This is a genomic window from Brevundimonas diminuta ATCC 11568, assembly GCF_000204035.1.
GTDB lineage: Bacteria > Pseudomonadota > Alphaproteobacteria > Caulobacterales > Caulobacteraceae > Brevundimonas > Brevundimonas diminuta.
Map to the genome: position 1 here is coordinate 1,110,731 of NZ_GL883086.1, position 24,995 is coordinate 1,135,725.

Here is a 24,995-nt window from a genome sequence, read left to right on the forward strand (position 1 = left end):
GCTGCGGCGACGCCTCCGGTCGCGCCCCAGCCGGCGCCGGCCCCCGTGCATCAGCCCAAGGTCGAGCTGACGTCCCACGCCAGCGCCGCGACGGCGGCCGCCACCGGCTATTCCGCCTCCTCGATCGAGGTGCTGGAGGGACTTGAGCCCGTTCGCAAACGCCCCGGCATGTACATTGGCGGCACCGACGAGCGCGCCCTGCACCACCTGTTCGCCGAAGTGCTGGACAACGCGATGGACGAAGCCGTCGCCAAGCACGCCAAGCTGATCACCGTCGATCTGGACGCCGAGGGGTATCTGTCGGTACGCGACGACGGGCGCGGCATTCCGGTCGACCCCCACCCCAAGCACCCCGGCAAGTCGGCGCTGGAAGTCGTCATGACCGTGCTGCACTCGGGCGGCAAATTCTCGGGCAAGGCCTATGAGACCTCGGGCGGCCTGCACGGCGTCGGCGTCTCCGTCGTCAACGCCCTGTCGGAAAGCCTGGACGTCACCGTCTGGCGCGACGGGTTCGAGTGGCGTCAGTCTTTTAGCCGCGGCCATGTGCAGGCGCCGATCCAGCAGGTCGGCCCCTCGAAGAAGAAGGGCACCTTGATCCGGTTCAAGCCGGACGAGCAGATTTTCGGCGTCGGCGCGACCTTCAAGCCCGCGCGCCTGTTCCGCATGACGCGGGCCAAGGCCTATCTGTTCCGCGGCGTCGAGATCCGCTGGACCTGCGCCCCGGAACGCATCACGGACGCCACCCCTGCACAGGCGACGCTGCACTTCCCCGGCGGTCTGGCCGACGCCCTGGCCGAGCGCGTGGGCGAACTGGAGACCGTCACCCCCGTCTTCGCCGGGCGCGTCGAACGCAAGGGCGAAGCCGGCGCGCTGGAATGGGCCGTCACCTGGTCGCCGATCGGCTTCGGCGACGCCGACAGCTTCATCGCCTCCTACTGCAACACCGTCTCGACCCCCGACGGCGGCACGCATGAGGCGGGCTTCCGCGCCGCCCTGGTCAAGGGTCTGAAGGCCTATGGCGAGCTGATCAACGAGAAGCGCGCCGCCCAGATCACGGCCGAAGACGTCATCGCCAATGCGGGCGCCCTGATCTCGGTCTTCATTCGCAACCCGGAGTTCCAGGGCCAGACCAAAGACCGCCTGTCCTCGCCCGAGGGACAGCGCCTGACGGAACAGTTGCTGCGCGACCCCTTCGACCACTGGCTGACCGAAAGTCCGAAACAGGCCAACGCCCTGCTCGGCTTCGTCATCGACCGCGCCGAGGACCGCCTGCGTCGCCGCAAGGACAAGGAAGTCCAGCGCGCCGCCGCCACCCGCAAGCTGCGTCTGCCCGGCAAGCTGTCGGACTGCAGCCGGCAAGCCGCCGAGGGCACCGAACTGTTCATCGTCGAGGGCGACTCGGCCGGCGGCTCGGCCAAACAGGCGCGCGACCGCACGACCCAGGCCATCCTGCCCCTGCGCGGCAAGATCCTGAACGTCGCCTCGGCCACGGCGGACAAGCTGCGCGCCAACGTCGAACTGACCGATCTGATGCTGGCGCTGGGCGTGCAGGCGGGCAGCCGCTTCAGCGTGGACGACCTGCGCTATGAGCGCGTGGTCATCATGACCGACGCCGACGTCGACGGCGCCCACATCGCGGCCCTGTTGATCACCTTCTTCTATCGCTCCATGCCGGACCTGATCCGTCAGGGGCGGCTGTATATGGCCCTGCCGCCGCTCTACCGGATTTCGGCGGGTCCGCTGTCGGAATACGCCCGCGACGACGCGCACCGCGACGAACTGCTGGCCACGACCTTCAAGGGCAAGAAGACCGAGATCGGCCGGTTCAAGGGTCTAGGCGAGATGATGGCCTCTCAGCTGAAAGAGACCACCATGGACCCGAAAAAGCGGACTCTGGCCCGCATCGCCCTGCCCGACAGCGAGGAAGAGATCGAGGATCTGGTCGAGCGCCTGATGGGCCGCAAGGCTGAGGCTCGCTACAACTTCATCCAGGAAAACGCCCGCTTCGCCCAGGCCGACCTGGACCTCTGATGACGTCTTCCGCCGTCGCCCTCTCGGCGACGGCGGACTGAACCACCCTAGCCGACCATCCGACCGACAGTATCGTCCTTCCAGATGAAGCGGTGGACCAGCACCATCAGGATGTGCCCCGCGATGGCCGCCAGCAGCAGCCAGGCCAGCAGGCCGTGGGCGGCGTTGGCGGGCGCGGTCATCCACGGCACCTCGGCCCAGCCGCCCTCGATCAGGCGCACGCCGAACACGTCCAGCGGCTTGCCCGATCCATACTGCCGCAGCAGAGCCAACGCCGGAACGATCAGGATCAAGGCGTAGAGCGCCAGATGTCCGAGCTTGGCGGCCAGGCCCCAGAAGCCGCCGCCGTGCGCCGGGCGCGTCTTCATGTTGTACAGGCCCCACAGGGCGCGCACCACGATCAGGGTCAGCAGGATGACGCCGATCCCCTTGTGAGTCCCGACCCAGAAGGCGGTGATCGGCGCCTTGCCGACGATCTCCTTCACGGCCATGCCCGCGAACTGCCACGCCAGCAGCAGGGCCATGACCCAATGCAGCCCGCGCGTGACGGCGCCATACCGGAAGCCGTCGTCTCTCCACTGCGTCGCCATGAAGCGCCCCCTTCGCTGGAAACGAATCTCAAACACGATTCGAGGCGGAATCCGTCGCCGAATCCCGCCTCGTAAATTGTCGCAGTCGAAGCGCGTTTTAGGCTTAGGGAGCCTTAACGCCGTCGTCGTCGGCCTGGGTGCGCTTGTCATAGACGTGGTCGACGATGCCCCAGGCCTTGGCTTCCTCGGCGGTCATGAAGTGGTCGCGGTCCAGGGTGCGCTCGACCTCTTCATAGGTGCGGCCGGTGTGCTGGACGTAGATTTCGTTCAGGCGGCGCTTGGTGGCGATGATGTCCTCGGCGTGGCGCTCGATGTCCGAGGCCGTACCGCGGAAGCCGCCCGAGGGCTGGTGCACCATGACACGCGCGTTCGGCAGGGCGATGCGCTGGCCCGCCTCGCCGGCCGTCAGGATCAGCGAACCAGCCGAAGCGGCCATGCCCATGACCACGGTCGAGACCGGCGACTTGATGTATTGCATGGTGTCGTAGATCGCGAGCGCCGAAGTCACCTGACCGCCGGGGCTGTTGATGTACATGCTGATCTCCTTCTTCGGGTTCTCCGATTCCAGGAACAGCAGCTGGGCGCAGATCAGCGAGGCCATGCCGTCCTCGAACGGACCGGTTAGGAAGATGATCCGCTCGCGCAGCAGGCGCGAAAAGATGTCGAACGACCGTTCGCCGCGGCTGGATTGCTCCACCACCATCGGCACCAGGTTGTTGGAGATGTAGTCGATCGGATCGCGCATGAAGGCCTTCTCGAGTGATGCGGGCGCGATTCAAGTCGCCCCCTTCATTTCAACATATCGCGTCCGCAAGTCCCCGGCGCAAGACGAAGCGACCGATCAGCGGCTCATCACTGTTATTCGCCAGCCGGCGCAGGGCCTGTGTCCTGTTGCTTTCGACGTTGCTGAACTAGGACACGTGTCACCGCCGCCTCCTGGCTTCTCGGATCAGCGCGATCAGGAGGGGCAAGATAGAGGGCCGCCAGGTAGTCCTTATCCCAGGACGTCAACCCGGGCATGCTCGCTCGAGAGCGAAACAGATTCATGATGGTCTGTTGACCGCTCAGATCAGAAGAAGGGTCGATCTGAGCCAAGGAGACCATGGAGACATAGTCCGCCAACACGCCCAGCGGTACGCCGTCGGTTTGACTCATGTCGATGATGATGACGGTCCAGGCCATATCATGACGGACATTGGAACGGAGGCGCGACCCATCCCTTACCCTGACCGTGTTGGGTTCGTCCCCCCCATTTGGAAAGAGCATGTCGCCGTGCATTCTCGTGGCGATTTCTCCTGACGAAATTTCCACTGGAATGGCGACATTCCACCAGCGAACCGGCTCTTCGGAATTCTGGAACTCCCTCAGCGCCGCACGGGATGGGTTGGTGCCCTGGGGGGCGGGGCGAAAACGTGATTCAAACTCGCTGACCAGTTTCTGGGCCAACGCGGCACCGTCCGAAGTGGCGAAAACGATGACATTGGGCTTGCACCCCGGACCCGCCACATCAGCGCCCGCTTCAAGAGCGTTGCGAGCGATCCGATCAATCACAAACTGGGCAAGCTGCGGCCGCATATTGCTTACGCTGACGCAGAGAGGCTTGTTCCAGCGCGCCAACCGCGCGCCGCTCGGCGGATCCGATAGCTGTCGCACATAGGACCGCGCGATCTCTTCCAGTCTTCGCGCATCCACAACAACGTCTTCAACCGCCGTCACGTCACCGGCATCCGCTTGCGGCGCCACCTGTGGGGCCTCCGAGAACAATGCAATGGAAGCCAAGATAGCTGCGAAGTTCATCGACCTACCCTCTTATCAAAGCACCGAAAACGGACCGCTCCGCCAGGCCATCCACCGTACTCACTACCACCCAGAATAAAATAGCGACGTTTCGCCACTACAGGTCAACGCATCTGGATTTGTCTCCATCATCCCACGCGTACGCGCCCGGCATGCGGCATCGCCATCTGGTCAGGGCCAGCATTCGCCCAAAGCGCCTTTGGCCAAGCTCAGAATAAAAAAGGCCCGCCGAAGCGGACCCTTTTCATTTGTCTGAATGGCTGACGAACCGACTGTCGCCGATCCGTAAGACAACGGGATCAGCCTTCGTCTTCTTCCTTCAGCAGCTCTTCCTTCGAGATGGCTTCGTCCTTCACCTCGGCGACCGAGACGATCAGGTCGACGACCTTCTCTTCATAGATCGGCGCGCGCAGCTGGGCGGCGGCGTTCGGGTTCTGGCGGTAGAAGTCCAGCACCATGCGCTCCTGGCCCGGGTAGTTGCGGGCTTCGGCCATGATGGCGTTCGACAGTTCCTGATCCGAGACGCCGACGTTGTTGGCGCGGCCGATCTCGGCCAGGACCAGGCCCAGGCGCACGCGGCGCTCGGCGATCTTCTTGTACTCGGCCTTCAGTTCGTCTTCCGACTTCTTGGCGTCGTCTTCCGGCAGCTGGCCGGCGTCCTTGTCGGCCGAAACCTGGGCCCAGATGCCTTCGAACTCGGCGTCGACCATCTTCGGCGGCAGCGGGAAGTCGTGGCCTTCGTCCAGCACGTCCAGCAGGGCGCGCTTCAGCTTGAAGCGGGTGGCGCCGGCGTACTGCTGGTTCAGGTTGGACTTCAGCAATTCCTTCAGCTGGTCCAGCGACTCCAGGCCGATGCGCTTGGCGAACTCGTCGTCGATCTTGGATTCGACCTCAGCCTTGATGGCCTTGACGGTGACGTCGAAGGTCGCGGCCTTACCGGCCAGGTGCTTGGCCTGGTACTCTTCCGGGAAGGTCACTTCGATGGTCTTCTCTTCACCGACCTTGGCGCCCTTCAGCTGCTCTTCGAAGCCGGGGATGAAGCGGCCCGAGCCGATCACCAGGTCCGCGTCGGTGGCGGCGCCGCCGTCGAAGGCCTCGCCGTCGATCTTGCCCAGGAAGTCGATGGTCAGCTGGTCGCCGTCGGCGGCCTTGACCGTCTTGCCCTTCTTGTCCTCGTAGGACTTGGCTTGCGACGCCAGTTCCTTCAGCGCCTCGTCCAGATCCTCGTCCGAGGCCTCATAGGTCGGGCGGGTCAGTTTCAGGGTCTTCGGGTCGACCGGGGTGAATTCCGGCATGACTTCCAGCGACATTTCATAGGCCAAGTCTTCCTGACCGGCGATGACCTTGTCCATGTCCGAGGTCAGCTTCATCTCGGCCGGCGCGGCCGGCCGGATCTTCAGCTCTTCCAAAGCGCCCTGGCTGGTTTCGTTCAGCGAGGCGTTGATGATTTCGCCCATGAAGTCACGGCCGAAGGTCTTCTTGACGTGCGAAGCCGGCACCTTGCCCGGACGGAAGCCCTTCAGCTTCATCTGGGGAGCCATTTCCTTGATGCGGGCTTCGAGCTTCTCATTCAGCTCGGCGGCGGGAATGGTCACCGCGATCACGCGGCTGAGGCCTTCGTTCGACTTTTCGACGACTTGCATGGTCGGGTATCTGACGCTCTGTGGCGACGCCACGAAGGCGCGCGGTGGATAAAGCAACAGGGCCGCCCCTTTCGGGAGCGGCGCCTCGGAGCCCGCCCTTATGTCGAGAAGGGGCCGAAACGTCAACGCAACGCGGTTCCTTTGTGGGCATCGGCCCGCTATCTGATGGCCCATGAGCCAGCCTTCAGCCCCCATCGGCGTCTTCGTCACGCCCGTTACGCCGCTTCAGCAGAACTGCACGACGGTCTGGTGCACGCAGACGAAGAAGGCCGCCGTCATCGATCCGGGCGGCTCGGTCGACGCCATCCTGGGCGAGGTCGCGCGGCGCGGTCTGACGCTGGACGCCATCTGGATCACGCACGGCCATCTGGACCATGCCGGCGCCGCCGCCGAGATGCAGGAAAAGACCGGCCTCGACATCGTGGGTCCGCACCCTGAGGACCAGTTCTGGATCGATCTGATTCCCACGCAGGGTCAGAAATACGGCCTGCCCGAGGCGCGCAGCTTCACCCCCACGCGGTGGCTGGACGACGGCGACGTGCTGACGCTGGGCGAGACGACGTGGGAGGTCTTCCACTGCCCCGGCCACACGCCGGGCCACGTGATCTTCTTCAACCGCGAGGCCCGCTTCGCCCAGGTCGGCGACGTGCTGTTCCAGGGTTCGGTCGGCCGCACCGACTTCCCGCGCAGCGATCATCAGGCCCTGCTGACGGCGATCACCACCAAGCTGTGGCCGCTGGGCGATGACGTCACCTTCGTGCCGGGACACGGGCCGCACTCGACCTTCGGGGCCGAGCGAAGGACCAATCCGTTCGTCTCGGATCAGGCGATGAAGGCGGCGCCCATCGCGCGGCCCGCCTCCGGGCCAGCCTAGTTCAGCGCGCGGCCAGAAGGCCGATCAGGACGCCGATCCCCAGGGCATAGAGCGTCATGCGGATCGGCTCGTCGCGAATCGCCTCGCAGGCTTCCGAGCCGTGACGGCGCGCCCAGTCGCGCACCTCGGCCGCATCCTCGCGCACCGCCTGACGCAGGGGGCGCGGCCGGGCGCCCGCCGCCAGAATCTCATCGGCGGCCCCTTCAAGGCGGTCGCTGCGCGTCGAGCGCCCCTCGGTGATGTCCTCAGGCGAAGGCGCGTTGTCGGCGCGGGCGATCGGGTCGTTGGAAACCGGCATGTTGAACTCCTGAATTCTGCACTCAGAGCCTCGATGAACCCGCCGGAATCGTCGCGGTTCCGCCGCCGGACGACGCACGCAGCCCCCAATTGTCGAACAGGGTTTTAATCCTTTCTCGGAACCTCCGCGCCGGCGCCGGGTTCTCTTGCGCAAGCGCCACCGTCTACGAAAGGAACATCTGAAATGGCCGAAGGTCAGCCCACCCGCGGCTCCGGTGTTTCCAAGCGAGGCTTCGCCTCGATGGACCCGGAACGTCAGCGCGAAATCGCCCGCAAGGGCGGCGCCAGCGTCCCCAGCGAGAAGCGCAGCTTCTCTCAGGATCGCTCCCTCGCGGCCCAGGCCGGACGCAAGGGCGGCGAAGCGTCCCACGGCGCACGGAACAAGTCCGGGCAGGATACGGCGCCGCCGAAACGCTGATCCTCGCGATCGACTTCAGAACTCTTCGACGGCGTGGGAAACCTCGCCGTTTTTCTTTTTCTGACAGAAGGTTGCGCTCAGCAGGCCAGAAGGGCCAAGGCCACGCGCGGAGCGTCGCTAACCTCGAAGGCTTCGACGCGCCAGCCGGCGGCTTCGGCCAGGGCGCGCACGCGAGCCTCGTCATATTTGCGCGAGTTCTCCGTGTGGATCGTCTCGCCCTGCGCCAAACGGAAGACCAGCTTGCCCAACCGCACCGTCATCGGGCGAAGGGCCTCGAGATGCATCTCCATCCGCGCCTCGGCCGCGTTCCAGACGGCGCGATGAGCAAAGGCGTCCAGGTCGAAGTCCGCGCCCAGGTCGCGATTGGCGCGTGTCAGAACATTCAGATTGAAACGGGCCGTCACGCCCTCGGCGTCGTCATAGGCCGCGATCAGGGTCGAGGGCTCCTTGATCAGATCGACGCCCAGAATGAACAGGGCGTCCGGTCCCAGCATGTCACGCATGGCGCGCAATAGGGCCTCCGCCGTCTCCGGCGCCAGATTGCCGATGGTCGAGCCGGGGAAGAAGCCGACGCGCCGCCCCTGCCCTGCCTCGGAGGGCAGCACGCCCAGATGCTCGAAGTCGCCGACGATCGGCAGCACCTTCAGAGCCGGATAGGCCTGCCTTAGGCGGACCGCCGCTTCTTCCAGCGCCGTGGGACTGATGTCGATGGGGACGTAGGCCGCCAGATCGGGAGCGGCGTCCAACACGATGCGCGTCTTCTCGCTGGCGCCGGAGCCGAGCTCGACCAGCACCGCGTCGGCGCCGAAACGTTCAGCCCAGTACGGGGCGACCCGGCGCAACAGGGCCGCCTCCTGTCGGGTCGGATAGTATTCCGGCAGGCGGGTGATGGCCTCGAACAACTCGGACCCGCGGGCGTCATAGAACCATTTGGGCGGCAGACTCTTAGGCGATGACGCCAGGCCTGCGATCAGGTCGCGGGGGAAGGCCTCGTGTTCGTCGTCGGTCTCGTCGTATCTGGCGCACTCGCCAGCGTCGGCGGCGAGACGGACGCCCGCAAAGGCCCATCGCCGATCCGGGTAGAAGAAGTTGCGATAGGTCGGCCGCGCATGTCCCGGCGCCGTGGCGAAGGCGCCGCCGCGCAGCACCATCTGATTGGCCATGAACTTGCCGTTGTACTCGGCCGCCGCGCCCTCGGTCGGACGAAAGCCGGGGTAAGGGCCATAGGCGCTGGCGGTCCACTGCCACGCCTCATTGTCCAGGTTGGAGAAGGCGTCGGGACGGCTGCGGGCGGCGTGCTCCCATTCCGCCTCGGTGGGCAGGCGCCGGCCCGACCACCGTGCGAAGGCGTCGGCCTCGTAGAAGCTGACATGGCGCACGGGCGCGGCCGGGTCGACCGGCCGTCGCCCCGTCAGGGTCATGACCGTCCAGCCCTGCCCTTCCGCTCGACGCCAGTAGAGGGGCGCGGTCCACCCACGCGACTGAACCGTGGCCCAGCCGTCGCTCAGCCACAGGTCAGGCCGCGCGTAGCCGCCGTCATCCATGAAAGCCAACCAGTCGCCGTTGGTCGTCAGATCGGCGGCCAGGGCGAACGGCTCCAGCCAGATGCGATGCGCGGGCCGTTCATTGTCGAAGGCGAACCCTTCGACCGAGGCCCCCGTCTCGATCAGACCGCCCTCGAACGCCTGCCAGCCGCCGCGCGCTGGTTGCAAGGGCGCCGCGCGCGGCTCGACATCATAGGCCGCCGGGTCCAGCGGCGAGCGGGACATCAGATGCAGCAGATCCATCAGGAACAGTTCCTGGTGTTGCTGCTCATGGTTCAGGCCCAACTCGAACAGGTAGCGCTCCAATCCCTCCATCGGCGCTGAGGCGTCGGCCAGGCGCGCCTCCATCCGCCGGTCGACCTCGGCGCGATAGGCCATGACCTCGGCCAGCGAGGGGCGCGTCATCAGGCCCCGCTCGTCTCGACCGATGCGCTCGCCGAGCGCCTCATAATAGGAGTTGAAGACCTCCTTCAGCCGAGAATCGAATGGCTCACAGCCCGGCCTGTCCAACAGCATGGTCTCGAAGAACCAGCTAACATGACCGAGATGCCACTTGCCTGGACTGGCGTGGGCCATCGACTGGGCCTGCAGGTCTTCGGCTGACAGCGCGGCGGCCAGAGCAGGCATCACCGCGCGCACGCGACGATAGCGTTCCAAATCCCCGGCGGCGCACGCCGGTCTGCGCTGCGTTCCGGCCATGTTTCCGCCTGCCCCTGGGTGAGTGTTCGCTGTGGTCACCCCGTAGGAATGCGGCCTGAGACGAGGCGGTTCCGCATGGCCAGAACCCGTCTGCGCGCGCCTTCACCGTCCCGTTCCACAGGAACAGTCGCAGCCAGGCGGCGTTCTGATTCGGTCCAACCGCCGACACGGCGCAGGTTTTTCAGGATCCCTACGCATGCCCCAGCTCCGCATGCCCGAGGGGCCGAACGCCATCGAGCCCCCGCCATCATCGCCCCCGATCGATCGGGCGCCGGACCTGGCCGATCCGGCCAATTGGCGCGCCATGCTGGCCTGCCAGATACCGGCGCTGCGGGCCTTCGGCTTTTCGCTGGCGCGCAACCGCGCGGACGCCGACGATCTGGTTCAGGAGACCCTGGTCAAGGCCTGGGCCCACCGGGCGCGGTTCGAGACGGGGACCAATCTGCGAGCCTGGCTGTTCACCATTCTGAGGAACAGCTGGTACACCGGCGCCGCCCGCCGCCGACGCGAAGTCGCCGACGAGGAAGGCCGCCACGCCGCGAGCCTGACCTCAGAAGCCAACCAGGAATGGACCGCCGAGTTGACGGCGCTGCAACATGCGCTGAACACCCTGCCGCCCGAACACCGTGAGGCCATCATCATGGTCGGCGCGGCGGGGCTCTCCTATCAGGAGGCGGCCGACATCGCCGGCTGCGCCGTGGGCACGGTCAAGAGCCGGGTCAACCGAGCCCGCCGTCGCCTGGCCCTGCTTCTGGCGCACGAACTCCCGCTCGACGGCGCAGAAAATAATGAGTGCGACGACAGCTAGGCGGGTGGAACGGAGGAACCCGCGAAGGGGTTCAATTCCCGATCTCAGGAGAGTCCGTCATGATGACTCCGCGACCGCCCCCCCGCCCCCGAAGCCACGCGCACAGACAAGCGCGGCCTCATGGACTGGCTGTTCGGCCGCACCCCGCCGCCGCCCAGCAAGGCCAGCTCCAACCTCTATCTGGGCGACATCGTAGACGGCGACTTCAGTTCGCCCTCGGTCCACCATCACCACAAGCGTCCGCCCAGCGACGAGTTATGAGCCGAGCGTCAGCCTAGCGTCCTGCCCGCGCGGCGTATTCCAGACGGGCGATGGTGCGGTTGTGCACCTCGTCCGGGCCGTCGGCGATCCGCAGGGTCCGCACCATGGCGTAAAGCTCTGCCAGCGGCGTGTCGCCCGACACCCCCGCCCCGCCGAACGCCTGGATGGCGTCGTCGATCACCTTCAGCGCCATGCGCGGCGCGGCGACCTTGATCTGGGCGATCTCGGACTTGGCGCCCTTGGCCCCGACCTCGTCCATCATCCAGGCGGCCTTCAGCACCAGCAGGCGGCACATCTCGATATTGGTGCGCGCCTCGGCCACCCGCTGCTCCCACACCGAATGCTCGGCGATGGTCTTGCGGAAGGCGGTGCGGCTGAGCAGGCGGTCGACCATCAGCTCCAGCGCCTTTTCGGCCGCGCCGATGGTCCGCATGCAGTGGTGGATGCGACCCGGCCCCAGGCGGCCCTGGGCGATCTCAAAGCCGCGCCCCTCGCCCGCGATCAGGTTGGAGGCGGGAACGCGAACGTTCTCCAGCACCACCTCGGCGTGGCCGATCGGTGCCTCATCATAGCCGAAGACCGACAGCATCCGCTCGACGCGAAAGCCGGGCGTGTCGACCGGGACGATGATCTGGCTCTGCTGCTGATGAACGGCGGCGTCGGGATCGGTCTTGCCCATGACGATGGTCACGGCGACGTTCGGGTGCGCCATATTGGTCGACCACCATTTGCGGCCGTTGACGACATAGTGGTCGCCGTCGCGCTCGATCCGGGTCTGGATGTTGGTGGCGTCGGACGAGGCGACCTCAGGTTCGGTCATCAGGAAGGCCGAACGGATTTCGCCGGCCATCAGGGGCTTGAGCCACCGCTCCTGCTGGGCGGCGTCGCCGTACATATGCAGCACTTCCATATTGCCCGTGTCGGGCGCGTTGCAGTTGAACGCCTCGGCCGACCACAGCGCCCGGCCCATCAGCTCGGCGATGGGGGCGTATTCCAGGTTCGAAAGCCCCGCCCCATGCTCGCCCGGCAGGAACATGTTCCACAGGCCCTCGGCCCTGGCCCTGGCCTTCAGCGTCTCCATCACCGGCGGCTGGTGCTTGGGATCGGCGCGGACCTGGGCGCGATACTCCGCCTCGCGCGGCAGAACCTCCGCCTCCATGAAACGGCGCACCCGTTCGCGCCAGTGTTCGCCCCGCTCGCTCAGCCGGAAATCCATCTTACGCCTCTCCCGAAATGAAAACGGCGCGGCCCCGTCGGAGCCGCGCCGTCGAACATCAAGCCTCAGCCCGCCGTCAGCCCTTGAGCAGCGGCGCCAGCTTCTGGGCGATCATCATGTCGCCCGCGATCTTCAGCTTGCCCTGCATGAAGGCCATCATCGGGTCCAGACGGCCCTCGGCCAGGGCGACGAAGTCGTCCCACTTGATCGAGACGGTGGCGTCAGCCGGCTTGTCGTCATTGCTGACGGTATTCGGAGCCGAGGCGCCGTCGATGAAGATCTTGCCGTCATCGCCGAAGTCCAGCTTCACGGTCTTGCCCAGACCCGAGTTTTCGCCGACGGCGGCGCGGATCTTGTCGGTGGCGAGGGCCAGATCGGCCATGTGCGTCTCTCCCATTGAGAAGTTGAACCACACGCCTAACCCGCGCGCCGGGCGGCGCCAAGATCACGCAAGGGAAGGTCAGGCCAGGAAGCCCCTACGGCGCCGGTTCCATCACCTGTGGTCCAGCTTACATGAGTTTGCGTTCAGCCCTGTCGAGATGGCCTAGAAGTTGCGCGCTTGCGTAACAAGGACTCGCCAATGACCCGTCTGCTCACCCCGGAGGAAGTTCGCCTGGACCAGTTGTGGCGCGAGCACTTCGGCCAACCCCTGCCCATGATCGGCGCCCCCGAGGTCGCCCGGCGCATCCTGCGACAGCACGGCGTCGCCGTGCGCCGCCCCAGCGACGCCAAGGCCGCCGCCCCTAAGGAGGGCCGGCGCTGACTTCTGATTTTCGGAAAGAAATCTGGCGGAGACGGAGGGATTCGAACCCTCGGTACCCCTTACAGGGTACGACGATTTAGCAAACCGTTGCCTTCAGCCACTCGGCCACGTCTCCGGCAGGCCGCGTGGATAGCGAGTCGCGCGACGCTTCGCAATGCGGAACTGACGCCCTTTGTGTTAACCCGGCATAAGAGTGGCATGTGACACGGGGTTCGCACCCCATTTTGCTCGATATCGGGAAAAAGACTTGGCCATCACCCCTGCTGACACTCTGGGCTCTGCGACAGAAGGCGCACGCGCGAATCGCGCAGCGCTGGTCGAATCGCGCGCCCCGGCGGGGCGTGCGGGTCGGGCTCGACGCGGCCCCTTGCGGCCGGACGTCTGGCTGAACACCCGACAGCGCGCGGCCGCGCGGCGGCGCGTCTTCTACTTCCGCGGCGTCGACATCGTCGCGTCGAGCTTCCTGTGCCTTGTGGCGATCGGCCGCATGAACGCCGGCGGTCTGGCGCAGGTCACCCTGTTCGAAGCCGCGCCCATTCTGATCGGCGCGCTGATGACCCTGGGCCTGATGCGGTCGCTGGGCCTGTATCGTTTTGACAATAGCCGGGCGCCCGCGCGCCATCTGGCAGGGGTCGCCGCCGTGGCGGGCGTGGGCGGCGCGGTCGCCTGCCTGCTGGGTCTGGCCTTGCCCAATAACGAAACTCCGCTGGCGGAATACGGCTGGTGGGCGATCGCCTCCGCAGTGCTGCTGACCGGCCTGCACACGATCTGGCGGATGCTGGTGGCCCAATGGCGCAGCCGAGGCGATCTGACGCCCAACGTCGTCGTGGTCGGCGCCACCCGCCATGCCGAATCCCTGATCCGCGAGGCGCTGGACCGGCGCGACCTGAATATCCTTGGCGTATTCGACGATCGGCTGGCCCGCACGCCCGACGCCCTGGCCGGGGTGCCGGTTCTGGGCGGGACGGACGCCCTGCTGGAGCATCGGCTGACGCCCTATATCGACCGCGTCATCTTGGCCATCGACCCCAAGGCCGAGGCGCGCGTCCGCGCCCTGACCCATCGCCTTGAGGTTCTGCCCATTCCCCTGACCCTGCTGGTCGACCCCAAGGGCGCGGTCCAGCGGAACGAGGCGCTGGAAAAGCTGGCCTCGGCGTCCCTGCCCCTGCTGGGCGGCGCGGTGGACGGAGAGCGCCGCGCCTTCAACAAGCGCATCCTGGACATCATCCTGTCGGCCCTGGCCCTGGTCGTGCTCAGCCCTGTGCTGTTCCTGATCGGCCTGGCCGTGCGGATGGACAGCAAGGGGCCGGCCCTATTCCGCCAGCGCCGCCACGGCTTCAATCAGGAGGAGATCGTGGTGTGGAAGTTCCGCACCATGCGTCAGGAAGCCTCCGACGCCACCGCCAGCCGTCAGGTGACCGCCGGCGACGACCGGGTGACGCGCCTGGGCAAGATCCTGCGCGCCACCAGCCTGGACGAACTGCCGCAGTTGGTGAACGTGCTGCGCGGCGAGATGTCGCTTGTCGGGCCGCGCCCGCACGCCATCGGCATGAAGACCGGCGACGCCGAGTCGGCGCGTCTGGTTGCTGAATACGCCCACCGCCACCGCATCAAGCCCGGCATGACCGGCTGGGCCGCCATCAAGGGCTCGCGCGGGCCGCTGCACACGGCGGATGAAGTGCGCGACCGGGTTCAGCTCGACATCGAATACATCGAGCGCCAGTCCTTCTGGCTGGACCTGTGGATCATCGCCGTGACCGTTCCCGTGCTTCTGGGCGACCGGATGGCCGTGCGCTGATGTTCTGGAGGGGGGTGTTCGGCTACCTGCCGGCCAATATCGTGCAGGGCGTGGTCGGGTTTCTGACCATCATCATCTTCACGCGCCTGCTGTCGCCCGAGGATTTCGGGCGCTATGCGCTGGCCTATTCGGTGCTGACGCTGGCCCATGTGGCGACATTCAGCTGGCTGGAAGCCTCCATGGCCCGCTTCTGGGCGGCCCAGTCCGACGAGGCGCAGATGGCCGGGCATTTCGCCAGCCTGTATCGCGCCGCCTTCCTGATCACCGCCGTCTTCGTGCCGGTCGCCGGGTTGTTGGTGTGGCTGTGGCCCATGCCGGACAGCTTCCGCCTGCCGCTGGCCGTGGCGCTGGCGGGGATTCCCGTGCGCTGCTTCCTGAAGCTGGCGCAGGAACGGTTCCGCGCAGCGGGCGAGGTCGGTCCCGCCGCCGCCATCGACATCTGGAGCGCGGTCGCAGGCCTGGCCTTCGGCGTCGGCCTGGCCCTGCTGGGGATGGGGGCCGAGGCGCCGCTGGCGGGGATGTTGCTGGCGCCGTTGGCCGCCCTGCCCTTCGTCCTGCCCGCCGAACTGCGCGAGGCGAAGCGCGGACGGCTGGATCGCCAGCGGCTGAAGGCCTACGCCGTCTACGGCTATCCGATCGCCGTCGGTCTGGGGCTGACGGTAGTGCTAGCCTCGACCGACCGCTTCCTGCTGGCCCTGTTCATGAATGAGGCGGCGGTCGGCGCCTATCACGCGGCCTACAGCATCGCCAACCGGACGCTGGACGTCATGTTCGTCTGGCTGGGCGCGGCGGGCGCTCCGGCTCTGGTCATGGCGCTGGAGCGCGGGGGGCGCGAAGACCTTCAGGCGGCCGCACGGGAGCAGGCCTCGACCCTGGTGCTGATCGGCCTGCCCGCCGCCGTGGGCGTGGCGCTGGTGGCGCGGCCGCTGGCCGAGTTCATGATCGGCGAAGACCTGCGCACCGTCGCCGCCTCGGTCACGCCGTGGGTGGCGCTGGGCGCCTTCCTGTCGGGGATGACGACCTATTATTTCGGACAGGCCTTCACCCTGGGCCGTCGCACCGGCTGGCTGCTGCTGGCCATGAGCATTCCGGCGGGCAGCAACATCATCCTGAACATCCTGCTGATCCCGCGCTTCGGCGTCATGGGGGCGGCGTGGGCGACGGCGATCAGCTTTGCGCTGGGTCTGGCCGCCTCCATGACCATCGGGCGACGCATCCTGCCCCTGCCCGTGCCGTGGAACGCCCTGGTGCGATGCGGTCTGGCCGCCGCCGCCATGGCGGGCGTCGTGATAATGCTGCCGCCGATTGGAGGCTTCCTTGAGCTGATGCTGGACGCAGGCGTCGGCATGATCGTCTACGGCGTCGTCGCCTACGCCCTGAACGCAGCCGGGGTGCGCGACCTGAGCGTGCGGTTGAAAGCCTTCCTGCGCGCACGGAGGCAGACAGCATGAGTCTCGCGATTCATCACGACAGCTCAGCGTGGGCCGAGGCGCGACCGATCCTGTCGGTGCTGATTCCCTTCCTGCGCGACGATCCGACCGACCTGTTGCAGCGTCTGGACGCCGAGGCGCCGACGCTGGCCGGACAGGCCGAACTGATCATTCTGGACGACGGCACCAAGGACGCCGAACTGACCGCGCGTCTGAGCGCCCTGATCGACGGCATGGCCCTGCCCGCGCGCCTGATCTCGCTCGACGCCAATCAGGGCCGTTCGGAAGGCCGCAACCGCCTGGCCCAGGCCGCGCGCGGCCAGACCTTCCTGTTCCTCGACAGCGACATGAGGCCCGACCATCCCGGCTTCCTGAAGACGTGGGTCGATCTGGCCCGCGACGCGCGCCCGGCGGTGGCCTTCGGCGGCTTCTCCCTGTTGCAGGCGCCGCAGGACGCGCGCTTCGCCGTCCATCGCCACATGGCGGCGCGGTCCGACTGCATCCCCGCGCCCCAGCGCGCCGAACAGCCCGAAAAATACGTCTTCACCTCAAACCTGCTGGTCCGCCGCGACGTCTTCGATACGGAGACCTTCGACTCCGGTTTCAGCGGCTGGGGCTGGGAGGACGTCGAGTGGGCCATGCGCGTCTCGCGCCGGTTCGAGGTCGTCCACCTGGACAATCCCGCCACCCACATGGGTCTAGACACGGTCGAGGCCCTGGCCGCCAAATACGAACAGTCGGCGCCGAACTTCGCCCGCGTCGCAGCGCGCCACCCCGACTTCGTGTCGGCCTACCCCAGCTATCGCGTCGCCAAGGCGTTGAAGGCCGTGCCGGGACTGAAGGCGCTGCGCCCGCTGATCAAGACCGCCGCCTGCGCGCCGATCCTGCCGACCGGCCTGCGCGGCTTCGCCCTGCGGCTGTATCGCGCGGCACTCTATGCGGAGGCGATATGAGCGCGCCCGACGTCGCCGTCGTCATCCCCACCATGCGGCGGCTGGAGAGCCTGACGCGCGCCCTGCGCTCGGTCTTCGTTCAAGAAGACGTGGCGACGCGCCTGCGCGAGATCGTCGTCGTCGACAACGACCCCGAGGCCAGTTCGCGCGAAACGGTCGAGGCCCTGCGGCCTGAATCGCCCGTCCCGCTCATATGGACCCATGCGCCGCGCCCCGGCGTCGCCACCGCGCGCAACACGGGACTGGCCGCCACCTCAGCGCCCCTGATCGCCTTCCTCGATGATGACGAGGCCGCCTCGACCGGCTGGCTGGCCGCCCTGTTGAGCGCCCAAGCGACGACCGGCGCCGACGCCGTCTTCGGCCCCATCCGTGGACGCGTGCCCGAGGGCACAGGCTGGACCACGCCCTATCTGGAGCGTTTCTTCGGCCGTCACGGACCGGACCGGGACGGCGTGCTGGATCACGCCCACGGTTGCGGCAACTCCCTGCTGGTTCGGGCCACGGCCCTGCCCGGCGACCAGCCTTTCCATGTCGGGTCGGATCAGATCGGCGGCGAGGACGACGTCCTGTTCGCCGCCCTGCAGGCGCGCGGAGGACGTTTCGCCTGGGCCTCTGACGCCTGGGTGGATGAGTTCGCCCCGCCCCATCGCGCCACCCTGCGCTACGCCCTGACGCGCGCCTTCGCCTATGGCCAGGGGCCCAGCCAGACCGCCGCAGAGGCGAAGAACTGGCCCGGCGTCGCGCGCTGGATGGCGGTGGGCGCGGCGCAGACGGCGGTCTGGGGCGCGGCGACGCTGGCGCTCAGCCTGATCCGTCACGCCAGCCGCGCCGACATGGCGGACCGTACGGCGCGGGGACTGGGCAAGATTCTCTGGATGAAGGGCTTCGAGCCGCAGTTCTACGGCCAACGCGAGTTGGACCGACTGAAACGCGCAGCCGAGCAGGGCTAGTTCGGCTTAGCCGATGAACCGCTTGAGCAAGGCGGGCGGCTTCCACCTGGCCCGATTCATCACCACCCCGGCGATGCGGCCGCCCTGGGCGTCGATCTCGTCACGCAGGGCGACGGGCCCGGCCGCGTCGGTCGTCTCGGCCGCGACCACCAGGACAGTGGCGTCGGCCAGCGGCGCCAGGGTCAGGATCATGTCGCTGCGATCCGCCGCAGGGGCGTCGATGACCACAGTGTCGGCGTGTGCGCGCAAGCGGGTCCAGTAGCGGGCGTCGTTGATCGCCTCGGCGCGTTGACCGGCGCGCAGGATTTCGTTGTGGAACCGCGTGACGTAAAGGCGGCCGCCCAAGCAGGTCTTGGCCGTCATCAGCCGCCCCGGCGCCACAGGCCGTCCTTCGCGATCCCGCATCGGCGGCGTCACCGCATAGAAGGCCGATCCGTCCGGAGAGGCCTGAACCGCCGGCCCCAGCCGCCCGAAGCGGTCCGGCTGCGCCGCCACCTGCTCCATCTGCGCCTGCTGCGTCAGATCGCCGTCGACCAGCCACGCCGGGCGACGGCCCCGCACGGCGGCCATGCGGGCGAACTCGCGCGCCACGGTCGAAACGCCCTCGCCCGTCTGGGCGGCGGCGAACAGGATCACGCGGCCGCGATGCGCCGGCGCTGGTCCCAGCGCCGCCCACAGTCCCGCCATTTCCGTCGTCAGATCGACCATGCGAATCGTTACGTGCGCCCTTTGACCCAGCCTAGCACGCGCAGGGCTCAGGCGCTCTTGGCGGGGGCCACGGCCAGGACCGGAGCCTGAAGCGTGCGGCTGAGGGTCGCCGGCATGACGAAGCCGCGCTGCAGGAAGACCCGCAGCAGGCCGACGCACAGGGCCGTGAACCCGGCGAAGGCCAGGACGGCGATCATAAGCGGGAAGCGCAGGCTCTTGCCCTTCGACGGCGGTTGGGCGCGTTCGATGACGGTGACGTTGTCGGCGCCCGCCTTGACCAGTTCGTTGTCGGCGCGGCTCTGTGTCTCGCGCTGCTGGAACTCGCGGATCGAGGCCGTCAGCACTTCACGGTTGCCGGCCAGGGTCGAGTTGCGCGACTCCAGCTCGGTCAGACGCGCCTGACGCGCGCGCAGGTCGCCCAGTTGGCGATCCAGCACCGCCAGGCGGGCGCCCAGGGCGTCCCGTTCGGCCTGGGCGTTGATGCGGGTGGTCTCCAGCTCGACCCAGACGGGGTTCGGCCCCGTGCGGACTTCCTTGGCGCCGACGGCCGTGCCCGAGCCGACATAGGCCTGAAGCTGGGCGATCTTGGAATCGATCTCGCGCACCGGCTGGGCGTCGGGCTGGTAGCGAGCCAGCAGGCTCTCACGCTCGGTGCGCAGTTGCAGGATCAGGTCTTGAGCCGAGACGTTCAGATCCTGATACAGGGCCACCTCGGCCGGGGTGCGCGCCAGTTGCGCCACCAGGGTCGCCAGCCGCTGCGAGGCCTGCTGCAACTGGGCCTGGACGCCCATCCGCTCGGTGAAGACGGACTGATAGCTGTTGGCGACCGTGGACTTGGCCGTGGTGAAGTCGCCGATGGCGTTGGTGCGCAGGAACTCCTCATAGGCGCGATCGGCGTCGGCCAACTCCTGCTCGAAGGTCTGACGCTGGGTGCGGATGGCCGAGGTCGCGCGGTCCTGGAAGACCTCGCGGCGATAGGTCAGATACTGGTCGATCACCGTATTCAGCACGCGCGCCGACAGAGCCGGATCGCCGCTCTTGTAGCTCAGACCCACGACGGGGCTGAGCGGCGTGACCTCTACGCCCAGGCCAGAGGCCACCGAGCGGATGGCGGCGGCTTCCTGACGCGCCGGGCTTTCGGTCGAGGCCACGCCGCCCTGGAAGCTCTCGACGCCCAGGGCTCGCACCACGCGGCGCTTGACCTCAAGGCTGTTCAGGATGGCGGCCTCGGACTGAGCCACCTCGCTGGCCGAGGGCGGCATGGCGCGTTCGCCCATGCCCACGCGCGGCTGATAGACGTATTCCTGACCCACGCCGACAAACAGGCTAGCGCCCGCCGTGTAGGTCTTCTTCATAGTCATGACGACGGCCGCGCCGATGGCGGCGATCACCAGAAAGATCACGATCATCAGCACCAACTCGCGGAACAGCAGGGCCACGACGTCGACGACGCCGTAACGGGGACGAGCTGCTGCGAGGGAGGAACGCATGAAGATCGATTTTCTCGGTCAATGACTGTTGTGCGCCACACTGAGGGCCACGCGTTAACCACGCGTTACCTATAAGCCGTCAGCTTTGCCGAAGACGAAAATTCTCCGCCTGGACCGTCCCCGACCATGGATCTTGATCGCCGCCTCATCCTCATGGCGCTGGCCGCCGGACTGGCCGGATGCGCCGGCGGCGCCCCTGCGGGCGGCGCCCGACCGCGTCCTACCGTGGTCGACGACTTCCCGCCCAACCTGCCCTTCGCCGACTGGACCGAGGTGGAGCCTGAATACCGGCTCTATCCCGGCGACGATATCGAGGTAGCCTTGCCGACCGCGTCGGAACTGACGCGCCAGTTGAAGATCGCGCCCGACGGCCGGGTCTCCCTCCCTCTGCTCGGACACGTCATGGCGGCGGATCGCAGCCTGTCCGAGCTGGAGGCCGACATCTCCTACGGCTACGCCCCCCACCTGCTGCGGCCCGAGGTCGAGGTGACGCTGCGCCAGGCCGGCCCGATGAAGGTCTGGGTCGACGGCGAGGTGCGCAATCCCGGCATGTTCGACATGCCCGGCGACATCGACGCCTATCAAGCCATCATCATGGCCGGCGGCGTGCTGCCGTCCGCCAGATCCTCGCGCTGCGCCCTGATACGACGCGGCCCCGGCGACGTCCGCATGATGAAGGTGATCGACCTGAGCGCCCCTCGCGCCGAGATCACGCCGATGCGGCGCGGCGACATCATCTTCGTGCCGCGCTCGACCCTGGGCGAACTGGCGGCCTTCTTCACCCAGTTCCGCGCCGCCCTGCCGATCGGCTTCTCCTACGCCATCAACGGCGGCTACGCCTCGACCTGACGGGCGTCGCTGAACCAAGTAGGCACAGCCTTTACGTCAAGCTTGAAGGCCAATGTTCGCTCCAAACCAGACGTGGCGCGCTATTCACCTGCGAGAAGCACGGTCGGCAATGGCGCCTGGCGCTCGCCCCTTTGGTTCCGCAGCCTGTACTTGCTTTGATACGAACGGCGCTGCTTCGCGACCTCGTACAGGACGATACCCGAGCTCGTCCCGAGATTTAAACTCTCAATCATGCCGAACATCGGCACGCTGACGCATGGCGCCAGCGACAGTCGCACATCGGCTGTCAAATGGAAGACCTCCGCCTGAAGGAGGCTAAACCGTGGTCGGGGCGAGAGGATTCGAACCTCCGACCCTCTGGTCCCAAACCAGATGCGCTACCAGGCTGCGCTACACCCCGAACCAACGGAGCGCTCTCATGGCACGAGCAGGCGGCCTCCGCAACGGATGAGGCGTCCTATTGTGGCTCAGGGACGAAAGAAGGGGTGCTTAACCTGATCGCCGGGCTTGGCGCCGATCTCATCCGTGCGGCCGGCCCGCAGTTCGAGCACGCCATTGGCCGCGCCGTTCGAGGGAATCGGGGCATCGGAGTTGGGCGTGGCGTGTTTGGCGATCGAAACGATTCGCCCGCGCGGGTCGATGTAGATGATGTCCAGCGAGCTGGGCGTGTTGCGCATCCAGAAGCTCTGCTCGCCCGCCGCGGGGAACTGGAACAGCATCCCCCGGTCGTCAGGAAGCGGCGGACGGAACATCAGGCCGCGCTGCCGCGCCTCATCGTCGTCGGCGATCTCCACCATGAACTTGTGCTCGCCAGAGGCCGTGACGATCGCCAGCGGCTCCAGCGGGCGGCCGTTCTCATCCAGCGGCCCCTTCTTCGCGCACGCCGTCGTCGCGGCTGCGGCCGAAAGCGCCAGGATCAGCATGAGACGGCGGCTGTGGTTCATGTCTTCGTCCCCCTAGCGGACGAGACTCACCCGCCCGGTCTGATATCGGCCACGACCAGCCCCTTGGGGCCTTCCGCGAAACGCACGTTCACCGGATCGCCCGGCAACAGGTCGTCCAGACCGCAGCGGCGCAGCGTCTCGACGTGGACGAAGATATCGCCCGCCTGACCGTCGCGCACGACGAATCCATAGCCCTTGGTGCGATTGAACCATTTGACGACGGCGGCTTCCAGCGGCCCGTCAGGCAGGCCTTCGGGGCGGGCGTGGGCCGAACTGCGCGTCAGCTCCCGCCGAGCCGGCGCGGCGCTGGCTTCCAACTCCACGATATTGATCACCTGCCAGCCCTTGGCCCGCTTGGCGCATTCGCAGACGATGGCCGCGCCCTCGCCCGCCATCTCATGGCCTGCGTCGCGCAGGCTGGTGACGTGCAGCAGCACGTCGCGTTCCTCGGTCAAATCCGGCTGGTCCGGCACGATGAAGCCGTACCCCTTGCCGGCGTCGAACCACTTGACCCTTCCGACGACCTTTACGGTCTCAATCGGCTCCATCACGTCAATACTCGCCACCTTGAACCCCCGCCCGCGACAATGCGGGTCAGCTACACTAACACAGTTCTTTCAACTCGGACAGACAAGTTGCCCTTTTTGCGCCATATTGTCGACAAGCAAATGTCGCGCACGCGAAAAGGCCGCGCGAAGGGGCTCGGTGAAAGAGATAACGATGACGGGAGAAGGAGTTATTCGCTCCGCGTGGCAGTCCCTAGGGGAATCGAACCCCTCTTTTCAGGTTGAAAACCTGACGTCCTAACCGATAGACGAAGGGACCGCTGCGCGGAGGAGCGGCCTGATAGCCGTCCCTTTTCGGCGACGCAAGAGGGCGTCGCGCGCTTTTTCAAAAAAACGACAGAGACGCCGTTTCAGCGCCCGATCACGGCGCCGATCAGCATCCAGACAGCAGCATCCAAGCGCGCGAGATCACCGCTGGAAACGTCTTCGATTGTCGGGGGAAAGATAACTCCGCGTGGCAGTCCCTAGGGGAATCGAACCCCTCTTTTCAGGTTGAAAACCTGACGTCCTAACCGATAGACGAAGGGACCGCTGCGCGGAGGACCGTGTAGATAGCCGCCGATTCCGCTTATGGCAAGCGCGGCGAAGCGGATTTGTGCGACTTTTTCAAAGACCTGCGTCGTTTCACGGCCAAGGCTGACTGTCCTCAGGCCATGCGCGGGTCGGCGACGTCCTCGATCTCGAACTGCACGCCGCGACGGCCGTTCCAGTCATCCGCCCGAAGCCGCCCGACCACGTTCACCCCCCCCTGCCCCGCCAGCAGCGCCTTGCCCGTCGGCAGGTCGGCGCAGCGCCAGGCGATGGCCCGCACCGAGGCGCCGTCAGGGCCGACCAGGCGGCACCGCACATGGCCGCCGTTCATGGCGACCGGCTCGCGCGCCTGAACCCCTTCCAGCGCGAACAGGGGCTCGGGGTTGGCGGGGCCGTAAGGGGCCAGTTGCTCAAACGCCTCGAACAGATCGCGGGTGGCGGCGCGCGGGTCGATCAGGGCGTCGACCTCGACCCAGTCCTGGGCCACGGCCTCGACGCGCTCGGTCGACAGGCGCTCGTTGAGGAAGGCGCGCAGTTCGTCGACGCGATCCGCCGCCACCGTCAACCCCGCCGCCATGGCGTGTCCGCCGCCCGCGATCAACAGGCTTTCATTCCACGCCGCCTGCACGGCCCGGCCCAGATTCATGCCGGGCTGCGAACGGCCCGAACCCTTGCCGACGCCGTTGACGGCGTCGACGCCGATGACGATGACGGGTTTTCTCCAGCGTTCGCGCAGGCGCCCGGCGACGATGCCGACCACGCCGGGATGCCAGTCCTCGCCGCTGACGACCACGACGGCGCTGTCGTCGGCGTGGGCGCCGGTCGCCTCGACGCGGCGGACGGCCTGTTCGGTCACCTCGGCCTCGACCTCGCGTCGAGCGAGGTTCAGGGCGTCCAGCTCCTGCGCCAGCATCCGCGCCTCGTCGGGATCGTCGGTGGACAGCAGGCGCGCGCCCAGATCCGACTTGCCGATCCGTCCGCCCGCATTGATGCGCGGGCCGAGGATGAAGCCCGCGTGATTGGTCTTGGCCGGTCCCGGCTCGGCGCCCGCCGCCGCCAGCAGGGCGCGCAGGCCCGGATTGCGCCAGTGCGACATGACCCCCAGCCCCAGACTGGTCAGGGCGCGGTTGAAGCCGGTCAGGCCCGTCACGTCGCAGATGGCGCCCATGGCGGCCAGATCCAGCCACTGGCGAATGTCCGGCTCGGCCTTGCCCTCGAACAGGCCGCGCCCGCGGGCCTCGCGGTTCAGGGCGGCCAGCAGGACGAAGACCACCCCCGCCGCCGCCAGATTGCCCTGCCCCGAACCGCATCCCGGCCGGTTCGGATTGACCACGGCGAGGCAGGCGGGCGGCTCTTCGCGCATCATGTGGTGGTCGATGACCACGACCTTCAGGCCGATGGCCGCCGCATGGGCCACCGCCTCATTGGCCGCCGCGCCGCAGTCGACGGTGATGACCAGATCGGCGCCGCGCGCCTTCAGCGTATCGAAGGCCCGCGCGCTGGGGCCGTAGCCCTCGGTCAGGCGGTCGGGGACATAGATGGGCAGGTCCGCGCCCAGGGTACGGAACCAGCGCACCAGCAGGGCCGCGCTGGACGCCCCGTCCACGTCGTAGTCGGCGAAGACGTGGATGCTGGCCTGCGCCTGAAGCGCGTCGACGATGGCGGCGGCGGCGGCGTCCATGTCCATGAAGCTGGACGGATTGGGGAACAGCGCCTTGAGCGTCGGTTTCAGGAAGTCGGCGCCCTGTTCCGCCGCCACCCCGCGCGACGCCAGCGCCCGCGCCAGCGGCTCGTCCAGACCCAGCGCCTGGATATGCGCCCGCGTCACGCCCGCC

Annotated in this window: 24 protein-coding genes and 4 tRNA genes; 11 read left to right on the top strand and 17 right to left on the bottom strand. The window is 67.3% G+C overall.

Going from position 1 to position 24,995, the window contains the following annotated elements:
- A partial coding sequence (locus tag BDIM_RS09245) for a DNA topoisomerase IV subunit B (RefSeq protein ID WP_428829098.1) occupies positions 1-2,031 on the top strand: 2,031 nt, incomplete at its 5' end.
- Between the two features lie 47 nt (positions 2,032-2,078).
- Here BDIM_RS09245 and BDIM_RS09250 read toward each other — a convergent pair.
- From BDIM_RS09250 to tig, 4 genes are all read right to left on the bottom strand, one after another.
- On the bottom strand, positions 2,079-2,657 hold the full coding sequence (locus BDIM_RS09250) for a cytochrome b (protein WP_003165320.1): 579 nt from the start codon (positions 2,655-2,657) through the stop codon (positions 2,079-2,081).
- A gap of 67 nt (positions 2,658-2,724) precedes the next feature.
- Positions 2,725-3,366 carry an ATP-dependent Clp protease proteolytic subunit gene (locus tag BDIM_RS09255; protein ID WP_003165321.1) on the bottom strand — a complete coding sequence of 214 codons (642 nt, stop codon included), beginning with the start codon at positions 3,364-3,366 and terminating at the stop codon, positions 2,725-2,727.
- A gap of 113 nt (positions 3,367-3,479) precedes the next feature.
- Positions 3,480-4,418 carry a hypothetical protein gene (locus tag BDIM_RS09260; RefSeq protein WP_040345619.1) on the bottom strand — a complete coding sequence of 313 codons (939 nt, stop codon included), beginning with the start codon at positions 4,416-4,418 and terminating at the stop codon, positions 3,480-3,482.
- A 299-nt stretch (positions 4,419-4,717) separates the two neighbouring features.
- Positions 4,718-6,061: a trigger factor gene (tig, locus tag BDIM_RS09265; protein WP_003165323.1), complete on the bottom strand. Its 1,344-nt coding sequence runs from the start codon at positions 6,059-6,061 to the stop codon at positions 4,718-4,720.
- 172 nt (positions 6,062-6,233) lie between these two features.
- On the opposite strand from tig, the gene BDIM_RS09270 reads away from it, so the two are divergent.
- Positions 6,234-6,935 carry an MBL fold metallo-hydrolase gene (locus BDIM_RS09270; protein WP_003165324.1) on the top strand — a complete coding sequence of 234 codons (702 nt, stop codon included), beginning with the start codon at positions 6,234-6,236 and terminating at the stop codon, positions 6,933-6,935.
- A 1-nt stretch (position 6,936) separates the two neighbouring features.
- On the opposite strand, the gene BDIM_RS09275 is transcribed toward BDIM_RS09270, so the two are convergent.
- On the bottom strand, positions 6,937-7,233 hold the full coding sequence (locus BDIM_RS09275) for a hypothetical protein (RefSeq protein WP_003165325.1): 297 nt from the start codon (positions 7,231-7,233) through the stop codon (positions 6,937-6,939).
- 183 nt (positions 7,234-7,416) lie between these two features.
- Between BDIM_RS09275 and BDIM_RS09280 the strand changes: the two genes are divergently transcribed.
- Positions 7,417-7,650: a con-10 family general stress protein gene (locus BDIM_RS09280; RefSeq protein WP_003165326.1), complete on the top strand. Its 234-nt coding sequence runs from the start codon at positions 7,417-7,419 to the stop codon at positions 7,648-7,650.
- A 77-nt stretch (positions 7,651-7,727) separates the two neighbouring features.
- On the opposite strand, the gene egtB is transcribed toward BDIM_RS09280, so the two are convergent.
- Positions 7,728-9,893, bottom strand: a complete 2,166-nt coding sequence (egtB, locus tag BDIM_RS09285; RefSeq protein WP_040345620.1) for an ergothioneine biosynthesis protein EgtB — start codon at positions 9,891-9,893, stop codon at positions 7,728-7,730.
- A 196-nt stretch (positions 9,894-10,089) separates the two neighbouring features.
- Here egtB and BDIM_RS09290 point away from each other — a divergent pair, with 196 nt between their 5' ends.
- Positions 10,090-10,701: a sigma-70 family RNA polymerase sigma factor gene (locus BDIM_RS09290; protein WP_244911842.1), complete on the top strand. Its 612-nt coding sequence runs from the start codon at positions 10,090-10,092 to the stop codon at positions 10,699-10,701.
- 120 nt (positions 10,702-10,821) lie between these two features.
- Positions 10,822-10,962, top strand: coding sequence for a hypothetical protein (locus BDIM_RS17565; protein ID WP_003165329.1), 141 nt, complete (start codon positions 10,822-10,824; stop codon positions 10,960-10,962).
- 13 nt (positions 10,963-10,975) lie between these two features.
- Here BDIM_RS17565 and BDIM_RS09295 read toward each other — a convergent pair whose 3' ends face one another.
- Both BDIM_RS09295 and BDIM_RS09300 read right to left on the bottom strand, forming a co-directional pair.
- Positions 10,976-12,178 (bottom strand): acyl-CoA dehydrogenase family protein, encoded by a 1,203-nt coding sequence (locus tag BDIM_RS09295; RefSeq protein ID WP_003165330.1) that lies wholly within the window; start codon positions 12,176-12,178, stop codon positions 10,976-10,978.
- 76 nt (positions 12,179-12,254) lie between these two features.
- Positions 12,255-12,560 carry an SCP2 sterol-binding domain-containing protein gene (locus tag BDIM_RS09300; protein WP_024354161.1) on the bottom strand — a complete coding sequence of 102 codons (306 nt, stop codon included), beginning with the start codon at positions 12,558-12,560 and terminating at the stop codon, positions 12,255-12,257.
- Between the two features lie 198 nt (positions 12,561-12,758).
- Between BDIM_RS09300 and BDIM_RS09305 the strand changes: the two genes are divergently transcribed.
- Entirely contained in the window at positions 12,759-12,941 is a 183-nt protein-coding gene (locus tag BDIM_RS09305; protein WP_003165332.1) for a hypothetical protein, read from the top strand.
- 23 nt (positions 12,942-12,964) lie between these two features.
- Here BDIM_RS09305 and BDIM_RS09310 read toward each other — a convergent pair.
- Positions 12,965-13,056, bottom strand: a tRNA-Ser gene (locus BDIM_RS09310).
- Between the two features lie 252 nt (positions 13,057-13,308).
- Between BDIM_RS09310 and BDIM_RS09315 the strand changes: the two genes are divergently transcribed.
- From BDIM_RS09315 to BDIM_RS09330, 4 genes are read left to right on the top strand one after another with little or no spacing between them, the layout of a single operon-like run.
- On the top strand, positions 13,309-14,739 hold the full coding sequence (locus BDIM_RS09315; protein ID WP_244911841.1) for an exopolysaccharide biosynthesis polyprenyl glycosylphosphotransferase: 1,431 nt from the start codon (positions 13,309-13,311) through the stop codon (positions 14,737-14,739).
- A complete protein-coding gene (locus BDIM_RS09320) occupies positions 14,739-16,190 on the top strand; it encodes a lipopolysaccharide biosynthesis protein (protein ID WP_003165333.1) in 1,452 nt (483 codons plus the stop codon). The genes BDIM_RS09315 and BDIM_RS09320 overlap by 1 nt, the downstream gene beginning before the upstream one ends.
- Positions 16,187-17,122 carry a glycosyltransferase family 2 protein gene (locus BDIM_RS09325; protein WP_003165334.1) on the top strand — a complete coding sequence of 312 codons (936 nt, stop codon included), beginning with the start codon at positions 16,187-16,189 and terminating at the stop codon, positions 17,120-17,122. Before BDIM_RS09320 ends, BDIM_RS09325 begins: the two co-directional genes overlap by 4 nt.
- On the top strand, positions 17,119-18,072 hold the full coding sequence (locus BDIM_RS09330; RefSeq protein WP_040345624.1) for a glycosyltransferase family 2 protein: 954 nt from the start codon (positions 17,119-17,121) through the stop codon (positions 18,070-18,072). Before BDIM_RS09325 ends, BDIM_RS09330 begins: the two co-directional genes overlap by 4 nt.
- Before the next feature lie 6 nt (positions 18,073-18,078).
- Here the strand turns inward: BDIM_RS09330 and BDIM_RS09335 are convergent, their stop codons facing one another.
- Together BDIM_RS09335 and BDIM_RS09340 are read right to left on the bottom strand one after the other, a co-directional pair.
- A complete protein-coding gene (locus BDIM_RS09335; RefSeq protein WP_003165335.1) occupies positions 18,079-18,780 on the bottom strand; it encodes a P-loop NTPase family protein in 702 nt (233 codons plus the stop codon).
- A 47-nt stretch (positions 18,781-18,827) separates the two neighbouring features.
- A complete protein-coding gene (locus BDIM_RS09340; RefSeq protein ID WP_040345626.1) occupies positions 18,828-20,270 on the bottom strand; it encodes a GumC family protein in 1,443 nt (480 codons plus the stop codon).
- A 126-nt stretch (positions 20,271-20,396) separates the two neighbouring features.
- On the opposite strand from BDIM_RS09340, the gene BDIM_RS09345 reads away from it, so the two are divergent.
- Positions 20,397-21,119, top strand: a complete 723-nt coding sequence (locus BDIM_RS09345) for a polysaccharide biosynthesis/export family protein (protein ID WP_003165337.1) — start codon at positions 20,397-20,399, stop codon at positions 21,117-21,119.
- A 323-nt stretch (positions 21,120-21,442) separates the two neighbouring features.
- Here the strand turns inward: BDIM_RS09345 and BDIM_RS09355 are convergent.
- The 6 genes from BDIM_RS09355 to recJ all read right to left on the bottom strand — a co-directional run.
- Positions 21,443-21,519, bottom strand: a tRNA-Pro gene (locus BDIM_RS09355).
- Between the two features lie 67 nt (positions 21,520-21,586).
- Positions 21,587-22,063 carry a DUF192 domain-containing protein gene (locus BDIM_RS09360; protein WP_112999877.1) on the bottom strand — a complete coding sequence of 159 codons (477 nt, stop codon included), beginning with the start codon at positions 22,061-22,063 and terminating at the stop codon, positions 21,587-21,589.
- Positions 22,064-22,089: 26 nt separating this feature from the next.
- Positions 22,090-22,611, bottom strand: a complete 522-nt coding sequence (locus tag BDIM_RS09365; RefSeq protein ID WP_003165339.1) for a cold-shock protein — start codon at positions 22,609-22,611, stop codon at positions 22,090-22,092.
- Positions 22,612-22,813: 202 nt separating this feature from the next.
- A tRNA-Glu gene (locus BDIM_RS09370) sits at positions 22,814-22,888 on the bottom strand.
- Positions 22,889-23,084: 196 nt separating this feature from the next.
- A tRNA-Glu gene (locus BDIM_RS09375) sits at positions 23,085-23,159 on the bottom strand.
- Positions 23,160-23,275: 116 nt separating this feature from the next.
- Positions 23,276-24,995: single-stranded-DNA-specific exonuclease RecJ (recJ, locus tag BDIM_RS09380; RefSeq protein ID WP_081461888.1), on the bottom strand; the 1,720-nt coding region annotated here is incomplete at its 5' end.

What these genes read in the sequence shown, in the direction of transcription:
- BDIM_RS09330 (WP_040345624.1), top strand. Translation starts at nt 17,119, where the DNA reads ATGAGCGCGCCCGACGTCGCCGTCGTCATCCCCACCATGCGGCGGCTG.
- BDIM_RS09255 (WP_003165321.1), bottom strand. Translation starts at nt 3,366, where the DNA reads ATGCGCGATCCGATCGACTACATCTCCAACAACCTGGTGCCGATGGTG.
- BDIM_RS09305 (WP_003165332.1), top strand. Translation starts at nt 12,759, where the DNA reads ATGACCCGTCTGCTCACCCCGGAGGAAGTTCGCCTGGACCAGTTGTGG.
- BDIM_RS09340 (WP_040345626.1), bottom strand. Translation starts at nt 20,270, where the DNA reads ATGCGTTCCTCCCTCGCAGCAGCTCGTCCCCGTTACGGCGTCGTCGAC.
- BDIM_RS09335 (WP_003165335.1), bottom strand. Translation starts at nt 18,780, where the DNA reads ATGGTCGATCTGACGACGGAAATGGCGGGACTGTGGGCGGCGCTGGGA.
- BDIM_RS09325 (WP_003165334.1), top strand. Translation starts at nt 16,187, where the DNA reads ATGAGTCTCGCGATTCATCACGACAGCTCAGCGTGGGCCGAGGCGCGA.
- BDIM_RS09270 (WP_003165324.1), top strand. Translation starts at nt 6,234, where the DNA reads ATGAGCCAGCCTTCAGCCCCCATCGGCGTCTTCGTCACGCCCGTTACG.
- BDIM_RS09365 (WP_003165339.1), bottom strand. Translation starts at nt 22,611, where the DNA reads ATGGAGCCGATTGAGACCGTAAAGGTCGTCGGAAGGGTCAAGTGGTTC.
- egtB (WP_040345620.1), bottom strand. Translation starts at nt 9,893, where the DNA reads ATGGCCGGAACGCAGCGCAGACCGGCGTGCGCCGCCGGGGATTTGGAA.
- BDIM_RS09320 (WP_003165333.1), top strand. Translation starts at nt 14,739, where the DNA reads ATGTTCTGGAGGGGGGTGTTCGGCTACCTGCCGGCCAATATCGTGCAG.
- BDIM_RS09275 (WP_003165325.1), bottom strand. Translation starts at nt 7,233, where the DNA reads ATGCCGGTTTCCAACGACCCGATCGCCCGCGCCGACAACGCGCCTTCG.
- BDIM_RS09295 (WP_003165330.1), bottom strand. Translation starts at nt 12,178, where the DNA reads ATGGATTTCCGGCTGAGCGAGCGGGGCGAACACTGGCGCGAACGGGTG.
- BDIM_RS09300 (WP_024354161.1), bottom strand. Translation starts at nt 12,560, where the DNA reads ATGGCCGATCTGGCCCTCGCCACCGACAAGATCCGCGCCGCCGTCGGC.
- BDIM_RS09290 (WP_244911842.1), top strand. Translation starts at nt 10,090, where the DNA reads ATGCCCCAGCTCCGCATGCCCGAGGGGCCGAACGCCATCGAGCCCCCG.
- BDIM_RS09345 (WP_003165337.1), top strand. Translation starts at nt 20,397, where the DNA reads ATGGATCTTGATCGCCGCCTCATCCTCATGGCGCTGGCCGCCGGACTG.
- BDIM_RS17565 (WP_003165329.1), top strand. Translation starts at nt 10,822, where the DNA reads ATGGACTGGCTGTTCGGCCGCACCCCGCCGCCGCCCAGCAAGGCCAGC.
- BDIM_RS09360 (WP_112999877.1), bottom strand. Translation starts at nt 22,063, where the DNA reads ATGAACCACAGCCGCCGTCTCATGCTGATCCTGGCGCTTTCGGCCGCA.
- BDIM_RS09280 (WP_003165326.1), top strand. Translation starts at nt 7,417, where the DNA reads ATGGCCGAAGGTCAGCCCACCCGCGGCTCCGGTGTTTCCAAGCGAGGC.
- BDIM_RS09260 (WP_040345619.1), bottom strand. Translation starts at nt 4,418, where the DNA reads ATGAACTTCGCAGCTATCTTGGCTTCCATTGCATTGTTCTCGGAGGCC.
- tig (WP_003165323.1), bottom strand. Translation starts at nt 6,061, where the DNA reads ATGCAAGTCGTCGAAAAGTCGAACGAAGGCCTCAGCCGCGTGATCGCG.